The organism is Bogoriella caseilytica, assembly GCF_003752405.1.
Lineage (GTDB): Bacteria > Actinomycetota > Actinomycetes > Actinomycetales > Actinomycetaceae > Allobogoriella > Allobogoriella caseilytica.
In genome coordinates this window covers 107,734-125,195 of sequence record NZ_RKHK01000001.1, presented here as the reverse complement: position 1 = coordinate 125,195, position 17,462 = coordinate 107,734, and the positions used below count along the sequence as shown (strand labels likewise).

Sequence of the window (17,462 nt, the reverse complement as noted above, 5' to 3'; positions counted from 1 at the left end):
CCTAGACGACCTGCAGGGTGACGACGCTGCCGCGTGGCAGCATCGTGCCCGGCTCGGGATCGACGAAGCGTACGCTGCCGAAGAAACCGCCCCAGATCGTCTCGACCTCCACCTCGAAGCCGAGATCTCTGAGGGTGTCGGTGGCCTGGTCGACCTGTTCTCCGACCAGATCGGGCACCTCGAACAGCTCAGGTCCGAGGGAGATCGCGATGTCGACGCTCTCGCCCGGCAGCAGGCTGGCGTCCGGGTCGGGGGACTGCCTGATGACCTGACCTTCGGGGACCTCCTCGTGGTGTTCCTCGATCGTCGATCCCAGGCTGAGGCCGGCCCTGTCCAAGGCGGCAGCTGCTTCCTCCGCGGTGGCGCCGCTCAGCCCGGGGACGGCAATGGGTTCGGGCCCGTCCGAGACCACCAGGGCGACGCTCTGGTGGTGCGGGATCTCGGTACCGGCTTCGGGGTCGGAGGAGATCACCACGCCCACAGGAACCTCGGGGTCGTAGGTGGTCCCGATCTCGCCCACGGCCAGCCCGGCATCGGTGATCGCCGCCTCGGCCGCCTCCCGGTCCCGTCCGGCCACCTGCGGCACGGCGTGGCTCAGGACGCCCTCGGAGATCACAAGATCCACGATGGAGCCGCGAGGCCGTTCCACTCCTTCGGAGGGATCGACGGAGAGGACGACCCCGGCGGCGATGTCGTCATCGTGGGCGTAGCTCAGGCTCGCCTCGAGGTCGGCGGCGTCCAGCAGGGCAACAGCCTCGGCCTCGGTGCGCCCCGAGACCTCGGGGACCACGGTGGGAGAGCCGGGGCCGTAGGTGAGCCACCACCAGGTGCCGGTCAGGGCAGCGGCCGCCAGCATCAGCAGGAAGGCGATGATGATCAGCGGACGGCGCCGGCCGCGGCGTGGGGGTGGCTCCACCCCAGCTGTGGGTGGTGGGGGCGCGGTGATGGCGCCTCGTGGCAGCGCGACCGTGCCGTGGGTCTGGAAGGCTGTGGTCCGTCCGGGGTCGTGTGCCTCCTGCGATGAGGCCGCGCTCGGTTCCGGTGGGGGAGCGACATCGGCGCGGCGGGCCAGTGTGGCCGGGTCGAGCTGCGCCAGGGTGGTCCGGACGAGTTCGAGGGCGGCACCGGCGTCCTGGGGCCGTTCCTCGGGGGAGCGTGCTGTCAGGGCGGCGAGCAGGTCGTCGACCTCGGCGGGCAGCCAGGGCACGTCCTCGGAAGGGGCGCGCACCGTGGAGTTCACGTGCTGGAAGGCCACCTGGATCGGTGCCTCACCCACGAAGGGCTGATGGCCGGTGATCAGTTCGTACAGCAGGACCCCGGTGGCGTAGACGTCGCTCGGGGGTTCTGCGGCCCCACCGGTCACAATCTCCGGCGCCAGGTAGGCCACCGTGCCCAGGATCGTGCCGGTGGTGGAGGCGGTGACCTCCGTGACGGCGCGCGCGAGGCCGAAATCGGCGACTTTGGCGCGCCGCTCGCCGCGGACCTCGCTCAGCAGTACGTTCTCGGGTTTGATGTCGCGGTGCACCAGCCCGGCGCGATGGGCTGCCGCCAGGGCATCGAGGACCTGCTCGGCCACGCGCAGTGCCTCGCCGAGAGGGAGCACACCGCGCCGGGCGAGTTCGTCGCGCAGGGTGGGGCCGGGAACGTGCTCCATCGCGAGGTAGACCGCCTCGCCTGTGCTGCCCTGATCGTGGACCGCGACCACCCCGGGGTGCGAGAGCCGCGCGGCGGCCCGGGCCTCGCGACGGAAGCGTGCGACGAACTCCGGGCTCTCCGCCAGGTGCGGGTGCATGACCTTGAGCGCCACCGTCCGGTCGAGGCGGCGATCGGTCGCCCGGTACACCGTGGCCATGCCGCCGCGGGCAATCCGAGCCGTCACCTCGTACCGTCCCTCGACCACACGGCCGAGCAACGGATCACCGGTTGTCACGGGCTCCACGCGCCGAGCGTACGGCGACGCAGCGTACTCGACGGTGCGTGACGCGCTCGGTGGCGGCGATCGCCGCCACCGAGCGCTGCGGTCCGGGCCGAAGCGGATTGGCTCAGAAGTTGGCCATGTGAGACTTCACCGCCGCGACATAGCGCGTGGTGTCCGGGTACCACCCGTGCCGGTTCACCCCACCGAGGCCCTGGTAATAGGCCGCGATCGCGTCGTCGTAGGACTTGGCCGAACGGTGCAGCTGACGGATGATCGCCACGCCGGCCACGACGTTGTCACGCGGGTCGAGCAGGTTGAGCTGCCGGCCGACGAGCTGGGAAGCCCACTCGCCGGAGCTTGGGATGACCTGCATCGTGCCGATGGCGTTGGCGGGGGAGACGGCCGTCTGGTTGAAGCCGGATTCCTGGAAGGCGTGTGCCTGAGCCAGAGCCGGGTCCACGCCCATCTGGCGTGCTACCTCGACCACCATGGCCTGCATCTGCGCACGCGAGGGGATGCGGCCCTCGGCCTGCATCGCGAGCAGGGTGGCCTTGTTCTGGTTGGCTGAGGCCACCACCTCGGTGGGGTAGGTGCGGCCCAGGAAGGTGTTCGGCACCAGGTTCCCACTGTTGCTGGACGTGGCGGGGCCGGCGCTGGCCGGGATCGTGAGCTGCTGGCCGACACGGATAAAGGCTGAGGCACTCAGGTTGTTGGCCTGAATGATCTGCTGGACGGTCGAGTTGTGGCGCGAGGCGATGCCGGAGACGGTGTCGCCGGCGCGCACGGTGTAGCGCGTCGAGGACGAGCTGGAGTTGCCCGAACTGGAATTGCTGGAGCTGGAGTTCCCGCTGCTGGAGCTTCCGGAGCTGGAGTTGCCCGAGTTCGAGTTTCCGCTGCTGGAGTTCCCGGAGGACTGGTTGCTGCCGGGAAGGGTCAGCACCTGGCCGATGCGCAACCGGTTGGGGTCGGACAGGTTGTTCGCCCGCACCAGTGCCGAGACAGTGGTGCCCTGCCGGACCGCGATGGCGCTGAGAGTGTCGCCGGCGCGCACCGTGTAGCGCCCGGCGGTCGAGGAGCTGGAGTTCCCGCTGCTGGAGCTTCCGGAGCTGGAGTTCGAGTTCCCGCTCGCCGCCGAGGGGATGCGCAGCATCTGGCCAATGCGGATCACATTGGGGTTGGAGAGGTTGTTCTCGCGTGCGATGGCGCTGACCGTGGTGTTGTGACGTGCGGCGATGCGCGAGAGCGTGTCACCGGCCACCACGCGGTAGTTCAGCGTCGGCCGGTTCATCGGCTGGATGCCGCCCATGCCTCGCGCCGAGGCGCTCATGTCGGCCTTCGCAGGCAGGGCGAGGGCGGTGGCCCCCTGGGTGGCAGGCGAGTTCACCCCGTTGGCAGGGAGCGCTCCCTGGGGCATCGGTGCCCCACTCTGCGGAGCGGGTGCCTGAGCGTGCACCGCTGGCGCGGAGATGCCTACGGCGGTGACAGCAACGGCCAGGCCGAGACCTGCCCGGCTTGCGTGGCGGGCCGCGGCGCGCGAGTTCCTGCTCATCGATCCTCCATGCCCAGCGATGACTCAGATGTGACTGGTGAGTCGCTAGAGAGATGTGTGGTTTGTGTGACGGAAGTAGCAGGTGTGACAGTAGCGTCCGGTGTGGCGCGTTGACAACCTCTAGGATTGGCGTATGACCGCAGAACCTCCCGTGGAGTCCACGATCGAACCGGAACGTTGGTACTCGGTGCCTGAGGTCGCCGAAGTCCTCGGCGTGCGTGACCGGGACGTCCGGACGATGCTTCGCGAGGGCAAGCTCCTGGCTCTGCGGCGCGGCACCAACGACGCCGTCTCGATCCCCGCAGAGCTGATCCTCGAGGCCGATCATCCTGACGGGCCGGCCCCGCTGCCCAGCCTCCGCGGAACCTTGACGGTGCTCAAGGACGCCCGGTACACCGACCGTGAGGCCTTCGAGTGGCTTTACAGCCACCACGAGGAGCTGGGGCAGGCTCCGATTGCCGCGCTGCTGGACCACCGGGTGCACGCCGTCCGACGGGTGGCTCAGACGCTGGCCTTCTAGGAGGTTCTGCCTTCTGGCGCAATCCGCCTCAGAAAGCGCGACGCACCAGCGCCTCGGCCAATGCGGTCAGATGCGCTCTGGACGCCGGAGATAGCTCAGTCCGGCGCAGCGCGTCCAGGCCCTGAACCTGACGTGCGGCGATCATGCGCTCATGCTCGGCCACCGCGCCGCAGCGTTGCATGAGATCGCGCATGTGTTCGACCTCCGTCAGGGAGAGATCTGGGGCTCCGACGCGCTGCTGCAGAAGTCCGCGTTCGGTTTCGCTCACGCGCTGGAGGGTCAGTGTCAGGAGAACGGTGCGCTTGCCCTCGCGGAGATCATCCCCGGCGGGTTTTCCGGTGACCTCGGGATCGCCGAAGACGCCGAGCTCGTCGTCGCGGAGCTGGAAGGCCTCGCCCAGCGGCAGCCCGACGCTGCGCAAGGCAGTGAGGAGCTCGGGAGCGCCACCAGCCAGCGCGGCGCCGAGAGCCAGGGGGTGTTCCACGGAATAGCGAGCAGACTTGTGCCTCACCACCTGCAGGGCGCGTTCGACCGCGTCGCTCCCCGAGTCCTGCTGCCAGGGCATCTCCTGGGCGCGCACATCGAGGTACTGGCCGAAGGCCACCTCGATCATCATGGCGTCGAAGATCCGGTGCGCTGCCTCCCCGGCCATGGTCCCGGCGGCGCGGGCCGCGCGGCGCATCTCCGCCGAGGCCGCGGCGAGCAGGAGATCGCCGAGCAGGATGGCACCGGCGTGACCGAAGCTCGCGGCATTTCCGAGGAAACCGCCGTTGCGGTGCAGTGTGGCGAAGCTCTGGTGTGCGGCCGGGGCTCCTCGGCGCGTCAGTGAGCCGTCGATGACGTCATCGTGGATCAGTGCGGTGGCCTGGAAGAGTTCCAGTGCGCTTCCGGCGAGGACCAGAGCTTCGGGCAGCTCGCCGTCCGGGTCGCTGGTGGCTCCGCCGGCCGCCAGCCAGCCGGCGCCGCAGAGCTGCGCGCGCAGCCGCTTCCCGCCCGTGAGCAGGGCGCGTCCAGGAGCCAGGAGCTCTCGCAGATGCGGCGCCACCGCCTCCACGGCCGGCACGGGGTCTTCCGCGAGGGCGGCGTCCGTGGTGGCACCGGCGGGGGAGGAGGTAGCTGTGGTCAGGGGTTCCAGCACTCCGTGCTCAGCCACTGCCTGCTGCACGCGTTCGGCGACGGCGTTCACGAGGCGGTCGAATCCGGCAGAGTTCTCAGCCGGTCGTCCGGGAGCAGGGAAGGTCATGAGCCGAGGGTAGGTGTTCTGCAACCATCCACCGTGGAGGTCGAGGCTCGGAGCGCAGTGGTGTCCACAGGCGGGTCCTCCACGATCCCGGCATCCTCAAGGGTGGTCTGCGCGCCAGCACGACAGCGCAGTCGCCACTGAGATGAGCGGCATGAGATGCACTCACGCCGCCGACCTCGTTGCCGCCGTCCCGTACCTCCTGGGCTTTCATCCCCGTGACTCCCTCATCATCATGGTCATGCAGAGGGACGGGCCGTCGCGGATCCGTTCCGGTCCGCTGGCACGCTTGGACCTCGCGGACCTCCATGGTGCGCCCCACCGCTCGCGAGCGGAGGTGCGGCAGGTGCTCGCCCGGCTGGTCGATTCCCAGACGGTCGAGGTGGTGCTGCTCGCCTATCACGACGGGCCGCCTGACGATCTGGACGTGCATCGACCTGCCGTGCAGATGGTCGACGAGGTCACGCGTGAGGGGGCTCCGGAGATCTCGGTGTCTCTCCTGTCCGTGGGCGCGCAGTCCTGGGCCTGCCTGGACTGTGCCGGCTGCTGCCCGCCCGGGGGATACCCCCTGGAGGATCTCGTCCACAGTGCGGTGACCGCGGGTTTCGTCGCCGAGGGCTATGCCCCGGCCGGCTCTCGTGAGGAACTCGCGGTGACCCCGCTGGCGGACGCAGACCTGTGCGCTCGGGTGGCTCGCGCCATGGCTCAGGCCGAGCGGTCCCGCGTTCGCGCCACCGACCCGGAGGGGTGGCGCGGCGGGCTGGCCGGACGCTGGGACGCTGCCCTGGCGGAACCAGGCGATGAAGCGGGGACGGGCCAGGCCGAGGAGTGGGGGTTGTTACTGGATTCGCTACAGGACGTCCAGGTGCGCGACGCCGTAGTTGCCGCGGCGCTCGCGGGATGCGCGGTCGCGGAGATCAGCGGGGTGGGCGACGTGGGCGCCGCGACCGATCGTGCCGAGTCCGCCGGGCCGGACAGCCGGCTGGTGCGGGCCACGATCGCACTGGTGGGACATCTGGCCGCATGCGCACCGCCGGCGGCTGCGGCCGCCCCCTTGGCCACCGCCGCGTATCTCTCCTGGTGGCTCGGTGAAGGCGCACGCGCCGATGTGCTGGCCCAGCAGAGCCTTGGCCGGGATCCAGAACACCGGCTCGCCGCCCTCGTGCTGCTGGCTCTGGAAGGAGGCATGCCGCCACCATGGGTGGCTCCGCGTTCACCTCGGACAACGCCCATCCGGTAACGTCACAGAGACCACACTTACACGAAGCATCGAAGGAGCCCGGATGGCGGTCGTCGTCGGTTACGTGACCACCCCTGAAGGCCGAGCGGCACTGGCCGCTGCCATCATGGAGACCCGGCGCCGGGAAAGCCGTCTGGTCGTAGTGCTCACCCATGGCCCGAACTCTGATGACGAGTCGCTGGACGCGCTGGCCGATACCGTCCGGGATGAACTCGACGAGGCCGATGTCGCCTACGAGGTGCGCCAGATCTCGCGCACCGATGACGTGGCCGAGACCCTGGTGACCACTGCCGAGGATCTCGGCGCTGAGCTTCTGGTCATCGGATTGCGGCGTCGTTCCCCGGTGGGCAAGCTCATCCTGGGCACCAACGCGCAGCGCATTCTGCTCGACGCCCCCTGCCCTGTCCTCGCGGTCAAGCCTGCCGAGTCCTGATAGCGTCAGCACCATCACAATTGGATACGGCCGCCATTAGTCGGCACGGGAGAGCCGCCTTCGCAGGCGCACCGTAGGAGCAACCACCCCGGCAACCTCTCAGGTACCCGCACCGTGCACGACGAGGCCACTCTGGATGACAGAGGGGGACCGCTGGAAGCCGCTGCGTTCGCGCAGCCCGACCACCGACGGAGCCCCGAATGACCGCTGAGACCGAACTCCTGCGTACGCCGTTGTACGCCCAACATCGTGACCTGCATGCGCATCTCACCGGCTTCGCCGGGTGGGAGATGCCGCTGCGCTACGGCTCGGCCGTGGACGAACACCACGCCGTGCGGGCCCACGCCGGCCTCTTCGACCTCTCGCATATGGCGCAGATCGAAGTCTCTGGCCCCGGCGCGCCGGAGGCCCTGGATCGGGCGCTGGTGACGCGCCCCTCCGCGATGCCGATCGGGCGAGCGCGGTACTCGCTCATCCTCGCCGAGGACGGTGGCGTCCTCGATGATCTGATCGTCTACCGGCTCGCAGACGACGCGGGGCACCCCAACTTCCTGGTGATCGCCAACGCCGCGAACCGCCTCACCGTGCTCGATGAGCTCACCGCACGCAGCCAGGGCTCCGGGGGCACGCACGTGGCCGACCGCACGGAGTCACGGGCGCTGATCGCGCTGCAAGGCCCGGTCTCGCCCGACGTCCTGGCGCCGCTGGTGACCTTGGATGAGGGCTCCGGGGTGGGAGACCTCTCCGAACTGCGGTACTACCGGGCCGTCACCGGGCGCGTGGCGAATGTGCCGGCCCTGATCGCGCGCACCGGATACACCGGCGAGACCGGATACGAGATCTCGGTACCCGCCCCCTCCGCTGCTGCTGTCTGGCGAGTTCTGGCCGAGGCCGGTGCGGAGCACGGTGTCATCCCCTGCGGGCTCGCCGCCCGTGACAGCCTGCGCCTGGAGGCCGGCATGCCGCTGTACGGCCAGGAGCTGCGGCGCGATCTCGTCCCCGCCGACTCGGGCCTGGAACGCGTGGTCAACCTCGAGTCGGAGCACGAGTTCGTGGGTCGCGCGGCCGTGGAGGCGCGCACGCCCGCCCGCACCTTGGTGGCGCTGAGCGGCGGTGGGCGCCGGGCGGCACGCGCCGGCTCCACGGTGCACCTGCCCGGCGCGGAGACCGCCATCGGCAGCATCACCTCCGGCATCTTCTCGCCCACGCTCGGCCATCCCATCGCCTTCGCGCTCGTCGACGCTGGCGCCGGCGCCGGCCTCGAGCCTGGCACGGACCTCGAAGTTGACGTGCGTGGCCGCCGCCAGAGCATGACGGTGGCGTCGCCGCCGTTCTACCGCCGCCCGTCCTGATCCCATCGCAGCCAGCCGACTACCCGTGAATCGCCGTACGCCCGAGGAGCCCGCCATGTCCAGCTATCCCGATGACCGTCAGTACACCGCCGACCACGAGTGGATCGCCGTCGATGGCCAGACCGCACGGGTCGGCATCACCGCCTACGCGGCCGAAGCGCTCGGTGACGTGGTCTACGTCGACCTGCCTGAGGCCGGCACCGAGATCACAGCCGGGGAGACCTGCGGCGAGATCGAGTCCACCAAGTCCGTCTCCGACCTGGTGGCCCCGGCCACCGGTGAGATCCTCGCGGTGAACACCGCAGCCGTGGACGAGCCCGAGACAGTGGGCACCGACCCGCACGAGGAGGGCTGGCTCTACACCCTGCGGGTGGATGAGCTGCCCGACGGACTCATGGACGCCGAGGCCTACCAGGGATTCGTGGCCGGGGGCGCCGCGTGAGCGAGACGCCCTTCTCCACCCGGCACATCGGGACCGGCGAGGCCGCGCAACAACGCATGCTCGCCGCCGTCGGGGTCCCCAGCCTCGAAGCGCTCATGGATGCCGCGGTGCCGCGGAGCATTCACGACGCGCAACCGCCGGCCGGGCTGCCCGAACCGGCCTCCGAGGAGGAGGTGCTGGGGCGCCTGCGGGAGCTGGCCGCCAAGAACACCGTGCGCACCTCCATGATCGGCCAGGGCTATTACGACACTCGCACCCCTGCAGTCATCCAGCGCAACATCCTGGAGAACCCGGCCTGGTACACCGCCTATACGCCGTACCAGCCAGAGATTTCCCAGGGTCGTCTCGAGGCCTTGCTGAACTTCCAGACCATGGTCATCGATCTCACCGGGCTCGATGTCGCGGGTGCCTCCATGCTCGATGAGGGCACCGCCGCCGCCGAGGCCATGCTGCTCGCCCGGCGTGCCACTGCCCGCAAGCTTCCCGGCGCGCGCCGGTTCGTCGTTGATGCCGACCTCTTCGCCCAGACCCGCGCCGTGCTGGAGACCCGCGCAGCCGGCGTGGGCATCGAGCTCGTGGTGGCCGATCTGCTGACCGACCCGGCCGCCGCCGACCTCGAGGGCGCCTTCGGTGTCCTCGTCCAGCTGCCGGGTGCCTCCGGGCGTATCCCCGAGCGTCAGAGCGTGACCGCGCTGATCGACCGGGCGCACGACAGTGATGCCCTGGCTGTGGTGGCCGCCGACCTTCTCGCCGCCACACTGGTGGCGTCGGCCGGAGAGCTCGGCGCCGACATGGCGGTGGGCACGACCCAGCGATTCGGCGTCCCGATGGGCTTCGGCGGGCCGCACGCCGGCTACCTGGCGGTCAAGGAAGGACTGCAGCGGCAGCTCCCGGGCCGGTTGGTGGGCGTGTCCCATGACGCCGACGGCGCGCCGGCCTACCGCCTGGCCCTGCAGACCCGGGAGCAGCACATCCGCCGGGAGAAGGCCACGTCCAACATCTGCACCGCCCAGGTGCTGCTCGCGGTCATGGCCTCGATGTACGCGGTCTATCACGGCCCTGACGGCCTGCGTGCGATCGCGGAGCGCGTGCACGCGCACGCCCGCAGTCTCGCCGGCGCCCTGGCCCCGGCCCTGGCTGCAGCCGGCGGTCAGCTCGCACACGAACGCTTCTTCGACACCCTGGAGCTGGTGGTTCCCGGGCGCGCGGAGGACCTGCGCGCCGCCGCGCTGGAGGCCGACGTCACGGTCTGGCTCGAGTCCCTCGACCGAGTGCGTCTCTCCGTCGATGAGACGACGACGCCTGGGGCAGTGGAGGCACTCGTGCGGGCCGTGTCTGCGGCCCTGGGCGCCAGCGCGCCCTTCGAGTCCGCCGACACGGGCCGGGTCCCGCAATGGCGGGACATGACCCGGACCACGGAGTACCTCACCCACCCGGTCTTCTCCACCTACCGTTCCGAGACGGCGATGATGCGCTACCTGCGCCGCCTCGCGGACAAGGACTACGCCCTCGACCGCGGCATGATCCCGCTCGGGTCGTGCACCATGAAGCTCAACGCCGCCGTCGAGATGGCGGCGGTGACCTGGCCGGAGTTCTCCCGGATCCACCCCTTCGCTCCGGCAGGCGATGTGGCCGGGTACCTCGAGCTGATCGGTGAGCTCGAGTCCTGGCTGGGCATCCTCACCGGCTATGAGGCCGTCTCCGTGCAGCCAAACGCCGGGAGCCAGGGCGAGCTCGCCGGCCTGCTGGCCATCAAGGGCTACCACGAGTCGCGCGGCGAGTCCGGTCGTGACGTCTGCCTGATCCCGGCCTCCGCGCACGGCACCAACGCGGCCTCAGCGGTCCTAGCAGGTATGCGGGTCGTGGTGGTCGGCACCGATGGCGTCGGCAACATCGATCTGGAGGATCTGCGCGCCCAGGCCGAGAAGCACGCGGAGAGCCTCGCCGCGATCATGATCACCTACCCGTCCACCCACGGTGTCTACGAAGAGCACGTCGGGGAGGTCTGCGCCGTGGTCCACGATGCTGGTGGGCAGGTCTACATCGACGGCGCCAACCTCAACGCGCTGCTCGGCCACGCCCGGCCAGGCCGCTTCGGGGGAGACGTCTCGCACCTGAACCTGCACAAGACCTTCTGCATCCCGCATGGCGGGGGAGGTCCGGGCGTGGGGCCTGTTGCCGCACGCGCACACCTGGAACCGTTCCTGCCGGGCCACCCGCTCGTGCAGGGCGATCTGGGTGCACGAGCGGGCGCCGTCTCCTCGGCGCCCTACGGTTCGCCGTCGATCCTGCCGATCTCGTGGGCCTACATCGCTTTGATGGGCGCTCACGGGCTCCGCGAGGCCACGGAGTCCGCCGTGCTCGCCGCGAACTATGTGGCTGCCCGCCTCGATGAGCATTTCCCGGTGCTCTACCGGGGCGAGACCGGCTATGTGGCGCACGAGTGCATTCTTGATCTTCGCCCGCTCCGGGCCGAGACCGGCATCACTGTCGACGACGTCGCCAAGCGGCTGATCGACTATGGATTCCACGCGCCCACCATGAGCTTTCCCGTCGCGGGCACCCTGATGGTCGAGCCCACCGAATCGGAGGATCTCGGTGAGCTGGACCGGTTCTGCGCGGCGATGATCGCCATCCGCGGCGAAGCCATGAAGGTGGCTGAGGGTACGTGGCCGGCGGAGGACAACCCGCTGGTCGGCGCGCCGCACACGGCGTCCGCGATGGTCGGTGACTGGGAGCACCCCTACACGCGCGCTGAAGCCGTCTACCCCGTCGCGAACCAGCACCAGGACAAGTACTGGCCGACGGTGCGCCGGGTGGACGGAGCCTACGGCGATCGCAACCTGGTCTGTGCCTGCCCGCCGCTGGAGTCCTTCGCCTGATTGCTGCGCTCCTGGCGCGCCCGGCTTGAGCGGCATCACGCGGTGCCGTCGGTCACGTGCGGACTCCGCCGTCGTGGTGCTCTGCGCGGCACGATGGCGGGGTCCAGGGCCCGGTGGCCTCGCGGAATAGTGCCCGGGTGCACGGTGTTGGACTCTGAGATCGACAGCGGATCTCTGCGGAAACGCCCCGTGCGCCGTTATAATTATGGTGCGCGACGATCCAATGACTGCGATCTGCTGATCGGTCGTCCACCTGAACCCCCTTCGAAAGGTCATCGTGACGCCTTCCTCTGCCGCCAGCACCAGCGAGGCTCGTGCCGACGCGCCGGACGCCACCGAGGCGGCCGGGCAGAAGAAGACCACCGGGCGTACCCGCTCCACCGCGACCAAGACCGCGGCGAAGTCGCCGGCCACCAAGAAGCCGGCGGGGACGACGTCCGCTGAGTCTTCGGCCACCAAGAAGCCCGCTGCGAAGAAGACCACTGCTGCGAAGTCGAGCACCGGAACCGCGCAGTCGACGGCCAAGAAGTCTGCGGCGAAGAAGACCGCCGGCTCGGCCGCTGCCAAGACCGCCTCCCGCAAGACCACCGACCGGAAGTCCGCAGCCTCGGCCGAGGCCGCGACTGAGGAAGAACCCACGGAGGAGAAGGCCTCGGCGGGTGCCGAGGCCCCCGCGAGCTCCAACCCGTTCTCCGGCTTCGTCGTCTCCGATGCTGATGACGACGACGCGCCGGTCCAGCAGGTCGTCACCGCCGGCGCCACCGCCGACCCGGTCAAGGACTATCTCAAGCAGATCGGTAAGGTCGCGCTGCTGAACGCCGAGCAGGAGGTCGAGCTTGCCAAGCGCATCGAAGCCGGCCTGTTCGCCGAGGACAAGCTCAGCCGGGAGCCAGAACTCTCCGGCAAGCCGAAGCGCGAGCTGCAGTGGATCGCCAATGACGGCCGTCTGGCCAAGAACCACCTTCTGGAGGCCAACCTTCGCCTGGTGGTCTCTCTCGCCAAGCGCTACACCGGGCGCGGCATGTTGTTCCTGGACCTCATCCAGGAGGGCAACCTGGGCCTGATCCGCGCCGTCGAGAAGTTCGACTACACCAAGGGTTACAAGTTCTCCACGTACGCCACCTGGTGGATCCGTCAGGCGATCACTCGCGCCATGGCGGACCAGGCCCGCACCATCCGCATCCCGGTGCACATGGTCGAGGTCATCAACAAGCTGGCCCGAGTGCAGCGTCAGATGCTCCAGGATCTGGGCCGTGAGCCCACTCCGGAAGAGCTCGCCAAGGAACTGGACATGACGCCGGAGAAGGTGGTCGAGGTCCAGAAGTACGGCCGCGAGCCCATCTCCTTGCACACCCCTCTGGGTGAGGACGGCGACAGCGAGTTCGGTGACCTCATCGAGGACTCCGAGGCCGTGGTCCCGGCAGACGCCGTGAGCTTCACGCTCTTGCAGGAGCAGCTCCACGCGGTGCTCGACACGCTCTCCGAGCGCGAGGCCGGCGTGGTGTCGATGCGATTCGGTCTGACCGATGGTCAGCCCAAGACCCTCGACGAGATCGGCAAGGTCTACGGCGTCACCCGTGAGCGGATCCGCCAGATCGAGTCCAAGACCATGTCCAAGTTGCGTCACCCCTCGCGTAGCCAGGTGCTGCGCGACTACCTGGATTGAGATCCACCACCTGGACTGAGTCTCGCGGCCTGATCCGGGCCGCTACAGCTGAGTAGAACTGCCGGGGCGCTGATGCGCCCCGGCAGTTCTGTCTCTGGAGCCTGCCCTGGGCCCCGGGTGCCACTGGCGATACCGCGGCTCCGCGTGGTGCCTCACAGGGGCGCGGAGCGAACGCCGAGCAGGATGCCGGTGATCAAGGCGGCCACGGTGGCCGTGGGAATGGCTAGCACCGTGCCCACCAGTGCCAGCAGGGTCACGCGCAGGTCGTCCCGGAGGTAGGGCGCATGGTCGCCGCCACCGGCCAAGGCGCGGGCTGCACGCTGGGCGGCCTCGAAGCGCGGCAGGAAGCGGGCCTGGCGGACGCGAAGCTCCGCCCGAGCGGCCTCAAGGTGCTCGCGTTCGCGCTGCGGGTCGATCCCGGACAGGGAACCGTCCTCGCGTGCGCTCTTGCCCTCACCGGGGCGCTTGACCAGCACGGTCACGCCGGATCGCACGGTGAGCTGCAGGCCGCGGGTGCGCCGGTTCAGTCGGGCGCGCCGCATCCCGAAGACCACGACTGGGATGGCGAGGATGACTGCCAGCGCGAGGGGAACCCACGCAGTCCACTGCGTGCCCCCGCTGCCGTACAGCCAGCCGAGGACGCCCAGGAGCAGCACGGTCACCGAGGCGGCCAGCAGCAGGATCAGGCCGGGAGGACGAGCCAGGCGCACCAGCATCGGGACGAGCTGGTTCAGCGCCTGGCCGGCCACGCTGGGCCCGCTGGCTGCTCCCTCGAGGATCTCCGGCTCGCCGCTCACGATCTCAGGCTCCGGCCGCTGCGGGTCGGTGCGGTCTGGGTCCCCGCGCTGGTTCTCTGGCTCTGGCGACGAAGTGCTCATGGCTTCAGACTTCCACGTGCGCACCGATCGCGCGCTCGACCCGCCGCTCTCCATGCGTGAGACGATGGGAGGGTGAGTTCTGCCCTATCCCGTATGCCCGCGACCAACGCCATGAGTGGCCCGATCACTCCTGCTGCCACGGCGCCGGAGCTCCTGCGCAACTTCTGCATCATCGCCCACATCGATCACGGCAAGTCGACCCTTGCCGATCGCATGCTGCAGTACACCGGTGTGGTCACACCACGGCAGGCGAAGGAGCAGTACCTGGACCGGATGGACATCGAGCGTGAGCGCGGCATCACCATCAAGTCCCAGGCGGTACGCATGCCCTGGGAGGTCGAGGGCAAGCCATACGCGCTGAACATGATCGACACCCCCGGGCACGTGGACTTCTCCTACGAGGTGAGCCGCTCCCTGGCAGCGTGTGAGGGTGCCGTGTTGCTCGTGGACGCCGCGCAGGGCATTGAGGCCCAGACGCTGGCGAACCTCTACCTGGCCATGGAGAACGACCTCACGATCATCCCGGTGCTGAACAAGATCGACCTGCCCGCGGCAGACCCGGACCGGTACGCCGCCGAGCTGGCCACTCTCATCGGCGGGGAACCGGAGGATTGTCTGCGCGTCTCCGGCAAGACCGGCGACGGCGTCGAAGAACTGCTCGACCGCATCGTCGAGGAGATCCCACCGCCACAGGGCCAGGCCGATGCCCCGGCCCGCGCGATGATCTTCGACTCCGTGTATGACACCTACCGCGGCGTCGTCACCTACGTGCGGGTCATCGATGGCCAGATCACCCCGCGCGAGCGCATCCAGATGATGTCGACCGGCGCTACCCACGAGCTGCTCGAGATCGGCGTGATCTCACCCGAGCCGGTGTCGACCCAGGGCCTCGGCGTCGGGGAGGTGGGCTACCTGATCACCGGCGTGAAGGATGTGCGCCAGTCCAAGGTCGGCGACACCGTCACCGCCGACAAGGTTCCGGCCACCGAGGCGCTCGGCGGCTACCAGGAACCCAAGCCCATGGTCTTCTCCGGGCTGTATCCGGTGGACGGCTCGGACTACCCCGTGCTGCGTGATGCGCTGGACAAGCTCAAGCTGAACGACGCCGCGCTGAACTATGAGCCGGAGACCTCGGTGGCCCTGGGCTTCGGCTTCCGCTGCGGATTCCTGGGCCTGCTGCACCTGGAGATCGTGCGCGAACGGCTCGAGCGGGAGTTCGACCTCGTGCTGATCTCCACCGCGCCGAACGTCTCCTACGACGTCACCGTCGAAGACGGCACGGTGCATCGGGTGACGAATCCGAGCGAGTTCCCCGAGGGCAAGATCGCGTCGATCCGCGAGCCGGTGGTGCGCTCGACCATCTTGGCGCCGAGTGAGTTCGTGGGCGTGATCATGGAGCTGTGCCAGTCGCGCCGCGGCTCGCTGAATGGCATGGACTACCTCTCCGAGACCCGGGTGGAGCTGCGCTACACCTTGCCGCTGGCCGAGATCGTCGGTGACTTCTTCGACCAGCTCAAGTCCCGCACCCGGGGCTATGCCTCGCTCGACTACGAGCCCTCCGGCGATCAGGTCGCCGACCTGGTCAAGGTTGACATCCTGCTCAACCACGAGCAGGTGGATGCCTTCTCCGCGATCGTGCACAAGGACAACGCCTACTCCTACGGCGTGGACATGGCCGGCAAGCTGCGCAAGCTCATCCCGCGCCAGCAGTTCGAGGTGCCGATCCAGGCGGCGGTCGGTGCGCGCGTCATCGCCCGCGAGACCATCCGTGCTCTGCGCAAGGACATGCTCGCCAAGTGCTATGGCGGCGACATCTCCCGCAAGCGCAAGCTGTTGGAGAAGCAGAAGGAAGGCAAGAAGAAGATGAAGTCGGTAGGCCGCGTAGAGGTGCCGCCGGAGGCCTTCGTGGCTGCCCTGACCTCGGACGCCCCCACCGGCAAGAAGTAACTTGCCCGCACTGCCGCAGGGTGAGCCCGCTCCCGAGGACGGTGCTCTGCCGGTCTCGGCCGCCGAGGGAGCGCACACCCGGGACTTCGGGATCTACCTGCACGTGCCCTTCTGCCGCGTGCGCTGCGGATACTGCGACTTCAACACCTATGTCGCGGCCGAGCTCGGTGGCGGAGCCAGCATCAGCGAGTACGCCGAGACCGCGCTGGGGGAGATCGAGCTCGCCGGGCGGGTGTTGCGCTCGGAGGAGCTGACTTCCGCGGGCATGGTCGAGCGGGAGGTCTCCACGGTGTTCGTGGGCGGGGGGACGCCGACGATGCTCCCGCCTGGTGATCTCAGCCGGATGCTCGACGCCGTCCGCGAGACCTGGGGCCTGTCCGCCGGCGCCGAGGTGACCACCGAGGCCAATCCGGACTCGGTGGATCCCGCCGGGCTCGCGCAGCTGGCCGAGGCGGGCTTCACCAGGGTCTCCTTCGGCATGCAGTCTGCGGTGCCGGGCGTGCTGGCCACGCTGGAGCGCACGCACGATCCGGCGCGGCTGCCCCAGGTGGTGCGCTGGGCCCAGGACGTCGGATTGGAGGTCTCGGTCGACCTGATCTACGGCACGCCGGGGGAGTCCCTCGATGATTGGCGCATCAGTGTGGAGGCCGCGCTGGAGCTGAAACCGGATCATCTCTCGGCCTACGCGCTGGTGGTCGAGCCCGGCACCAAGATGGCCGCGCAGGTGCGGCGCGGTGAGCTCGAGCTGCCCAGTGATGACGACGCTGCAGAGAAGTACGAGCTGGCCGACGGCCTTCTCACTGAGGCGGGTTACCGCTGGTACGAGGTTTCGAACTTCGCACGCACGGCCCCCGGTGATCCGCAGCCAGGACAGCCGGGTGCTCCGCGGCACGCCTCGCGGCACAACCTCTCCTACTGGCGCGGCGCCGACTGGTGGGGAGTCGGCCCGGGCGCGCACAGCCACATGGGCGGGGTGCGCTGGTGGAACGTCAAGCACCCCCGTGCCTACGCGACCAGGCTCGATCAGGGCCTGAGTCCGGCAGCCGGCCGGGAGATCCTCGACGGCGCGACCCGTGAGATGGAGCGCGTCATGCTCGGTGCGCGGTTGGCTGAAGGGCTCGTCCTGCACGGCGCCCAGGCGCAGCAGCTTTCTGATCTGGTTTCCCGCGGACTGGCTGAGGCTGCGCCCGCAACCCTCGATGACGAGGGCGCCGGCAGGCTGGTGCTGACCTTGCGTGGACGCCTGCTGGCCGACGCCGTGGTGCGCGACCTGCTGGCATGATGCCCCGCCAAAGCGGTTGAGGTCAGTTGGTGCCGCTCTGAGGGACGCTCGCGCTCCCATACCGGCTCAAGGTGACCACAATCGCCTCCGGAGCGTTGTCGCTGCCGGGCTCG

The 17,462-nt window shown here is 69.3% G+C and carries 13 protein-coding genes and 1 riboswitch; of the genes, 9 read left to right on the top strand and 4 right to left on the bottom strand.

The window, feature by feature from the left end:
- Position 1: 1 nt before the first annotated feature.
- Both EDD31_RS00545 and EDD31_RS00540 read right to left on the bottom strand, forming a co-directional pair.
- A complete protein-coding gene (locus EDD31_RS00545) occupies positions 2-1,939 on the bottom strand; it encodes a Stk1 family PASTA domain-containing Ser/Thr kinase (protein WP_148058823.1) in 1,938 nt (645 codons plus the stop codon).
- A gap of 103 nt (positions 1,940-2,042) precedes the next feature.
- Positions 2,043-3,467, bottom strand: coding sequence for a LysM peptidoglycan-binding domain-containing protein (locus tag EDD31_RS00540; RefSeq protein ID WP_123302449.1), 1,425 nt, complete (start codon positions 3,465-3,467; stop codon positions 2,043-2,045).
- Positions 3,468-3,600: 133 nt separating this feature from the next.
- Between EDD31_RS00540 and EDD31_RS00535 the strand changes: the two genes are divergently transcribed.
- Positions 3,601-3,987 (top strand): Rv2175c family DNA-binding protein, encoded by a 387-nt coding sequence (locus EDD31_RS00535; RefSeq protein ID WP_123302448.1) that lies wholly within the window; start codon positions 3,601-3,603, stop codon positions 3,985-3,987.
- A 28-nt stretch (positions 3,988-4,015) separates the two neighbouring features.
- On the opposite strand, the gene EDD31_RS00530 is transcribed toward EDD31_RS00535, so the two are convergent.
- Complete coding sequence (locus EDD31_RS00530; RefSeq protein WP_123302447.1) at positions 4,016-5,230, bottom strand: polyprenyl synthetase family protein; 1,215 nt, start codon at positions 5,228-5,230, stop codon at positions 4,016-4,018.
- Positions 5,231-5,381: 151 nt separating this feature from the next.
- Here EDD31_RS00530 and EDD31_RS00525 point away from each other — a divergent pair, with 151 nt between their 5' ends.
- The 6 genes from EDD31_RS00525 (at position 5,382) to EDD31_RS00500 (ending at position 13,242) form a co-directional block, all read left to right on the top strand.
- Positions 5,382-6,467: a DUF4192 family protein gene (locus EDD31_RS00525; protein ID WP_170163133.1), complete on the top strand. Its 1,086-nt coding sequence runs from the start codon at positions 5,382-5,384 to the stop codon at positions 6,465-6,467.
- A 43-nt stretch (positions 6,468-6,510) separates the two neighbouring features.
- Positions 6,511-6,900, top strand: a complete 390-nt coding sequence (locus EDD31_RS00520; RefSeq protein WP_123302445.1) for a universal stress protein — start codon at positions 6,511-6,513, stop codon at positions 6,898-6,900.
- 36 nt (positions 6,901-6,936) lie between these two features.
- Positions 6,937-7,025: riboswitch (glycine riboswitch) on the top strand.
- A 75-nt stretch (positions 7,026-7,100) separates the two neighbouring features.
- The gene (gene gcvT / locus EDD31_RS00515; protein ID WP_123302444.1) at positions 7,101-8,252 is read left to right on the top strand and encodes a glycine cleavage system aminomethyltransferase GcvT; all 1,152 of its coding nucleotides are present in this window, start codon (positions 7,101-7,103) and stop codon (positions 8,250-8,252) included.
- A 55-nt stretch (positions 8,253-8,307) separates the two neighbouring features.
- On the top strand, positions 8,308-8,694 hold the full coding sequence (gcvH, locus tag EDD31_RS00510) for a glycine cleavage system protein GcvH (RefSeq protein WP_123302443.1): 387 nt from the start codon (positions 8,308-8,310) through the stop codon (positions 8,692-8,694).
- Complete coding sequence (gene gcvP / locus EDD31_RS00505; RefSeq protein ID WP_123302442.1) at positions 8,691-11,576, top strand: aminomethyl-transferring glycine dehydrogenase; 2,886 nt, start codon at positions 8,691-8,693, stop codon at positions 11,574-11,576. Before gcvH ends, gcvP begins: the two co-directional genes overlap by 4 nt.
- Before the next feature lie 277 nt (positions 11,577-11,853).
- The gene (locus EDD31_RS00500) at positions 11,854-13,242 is read left to right on the top strand and encodes an RNA polymerase sigma factor (RefSeq protein ID WP_123302441.1); all 1,389 of its coding nucleotides are present in this window, start codon (positions 11,854-11,856) and stop codon (positions 13,240-13,242) included.
- Between the two features lie 152 nt (positions 13,243-13,394).
- Here EDD31_RS00500 and EDD31_RS00495 read toward each other — a convergent pair whose 3' ends face one another.
- A complete protein-coding gene (locus tag EDD31_RS00495) occupies positions 13,395-14,120 on the bottom strand; it encodes a hypothetical protein (protein ID WP_148058822.1) in 726 nt (241 codons plus the stop codon).
- A gap of 93 nt (positions 14,121-14,213) precedes the next feature.
- Here EDD31_RS00495 and lepA point away from each other — a divergent pair, with 93 nt between their 5' ends.
- Positions 14,214-16,067: a translation elongation factor 4 gene (gene lepA / locus EDD31_RS00490; RefSeq protein ID WP_123302439.1), complete on the top strand. Its 1,854-nt coding sequence runs from the start codon at positions 14,214-14,216 to the stop codon at positions 16,065-16,067.
- A gap of 1 nt (position 16,068) precedes the next feature.
- Complete coding sequence (gene hemW, locus EDD31_RS00485; protein ID WP_123302438.1) at positions 16,069-17,349, top strand: radical SAM family heme chaperone HemW; 1,281 nt, start codon at positions 16,069-16,071, stop codon at positions 17,347-17,349.
- Positions 17,350-17,462: the final 113 nt, after the last annotated feature.

Bases quoted from the DNA above. Each gene is read 5' to 3' on its own strand.
- EDD31_RS00540 (WP_123302449.1), bottom strand. From the start codon at position 3,467: ATGAGCAGGAACTCGCGCGCCGCGGCCCGCCACGCAAGCCGGGCAGGT.
- EDD31_RS00535 (WP_123302448.1), top strand. From the start codon at position 3,601: ATGACCGCAGAACCTCCCGTGGAGTCCACGATCGAACCGGAACGTTGG.
- EDD31_RS00530 (WP_123302447.1), bottom strand. From the start codon at position 5,230: ATGACCTTCCCTGCTCCCGGACGACCGGCTGAGAACTCTGCCGGATTC.
- EDD31_RS00525 (WP_170163133.1), top strand. From the start codon at position 5,382: ATGAGATGCACTCACGCCGCCGACCTCGTTGCCGCCGTCCCGTACCTC.
- EDD31_RS00520 (WP_123302445.1), top strand. From the start codon at position 6,511: ATGGCGGTCGTCGTCGGTTACGTGACCACCCCTGAAGGCCGAGCGGCA.
- gcvT (WP_123302444.1), top strand. From the start codon at position 7,101: ATGACCGCTGAGACCGAACTCCTGCGTACGCCGTTGTACGCCCAACAT.
- gcvH (WP_123302443.1), top strand. From the start codon at position 8,308: ATGTCCAGCTATCCCGATGACCGTCAGTACACCGCCGACCACGAGTGG.
- EDD31_RS00495 (WP_148058822.1), bottom strand. From the start codon at position 14,120: ATGAGCACTTCGTCGCCAGAGCCAGAGAACCAGCGCGGGGACCCAGAC.
- lepA (WP_123302439.1), top strand. From the start codon at position 14,214: ATGCCCGCGACCAACGCCATGAGTGGCCCGATCACTCCTGCTGCCACG.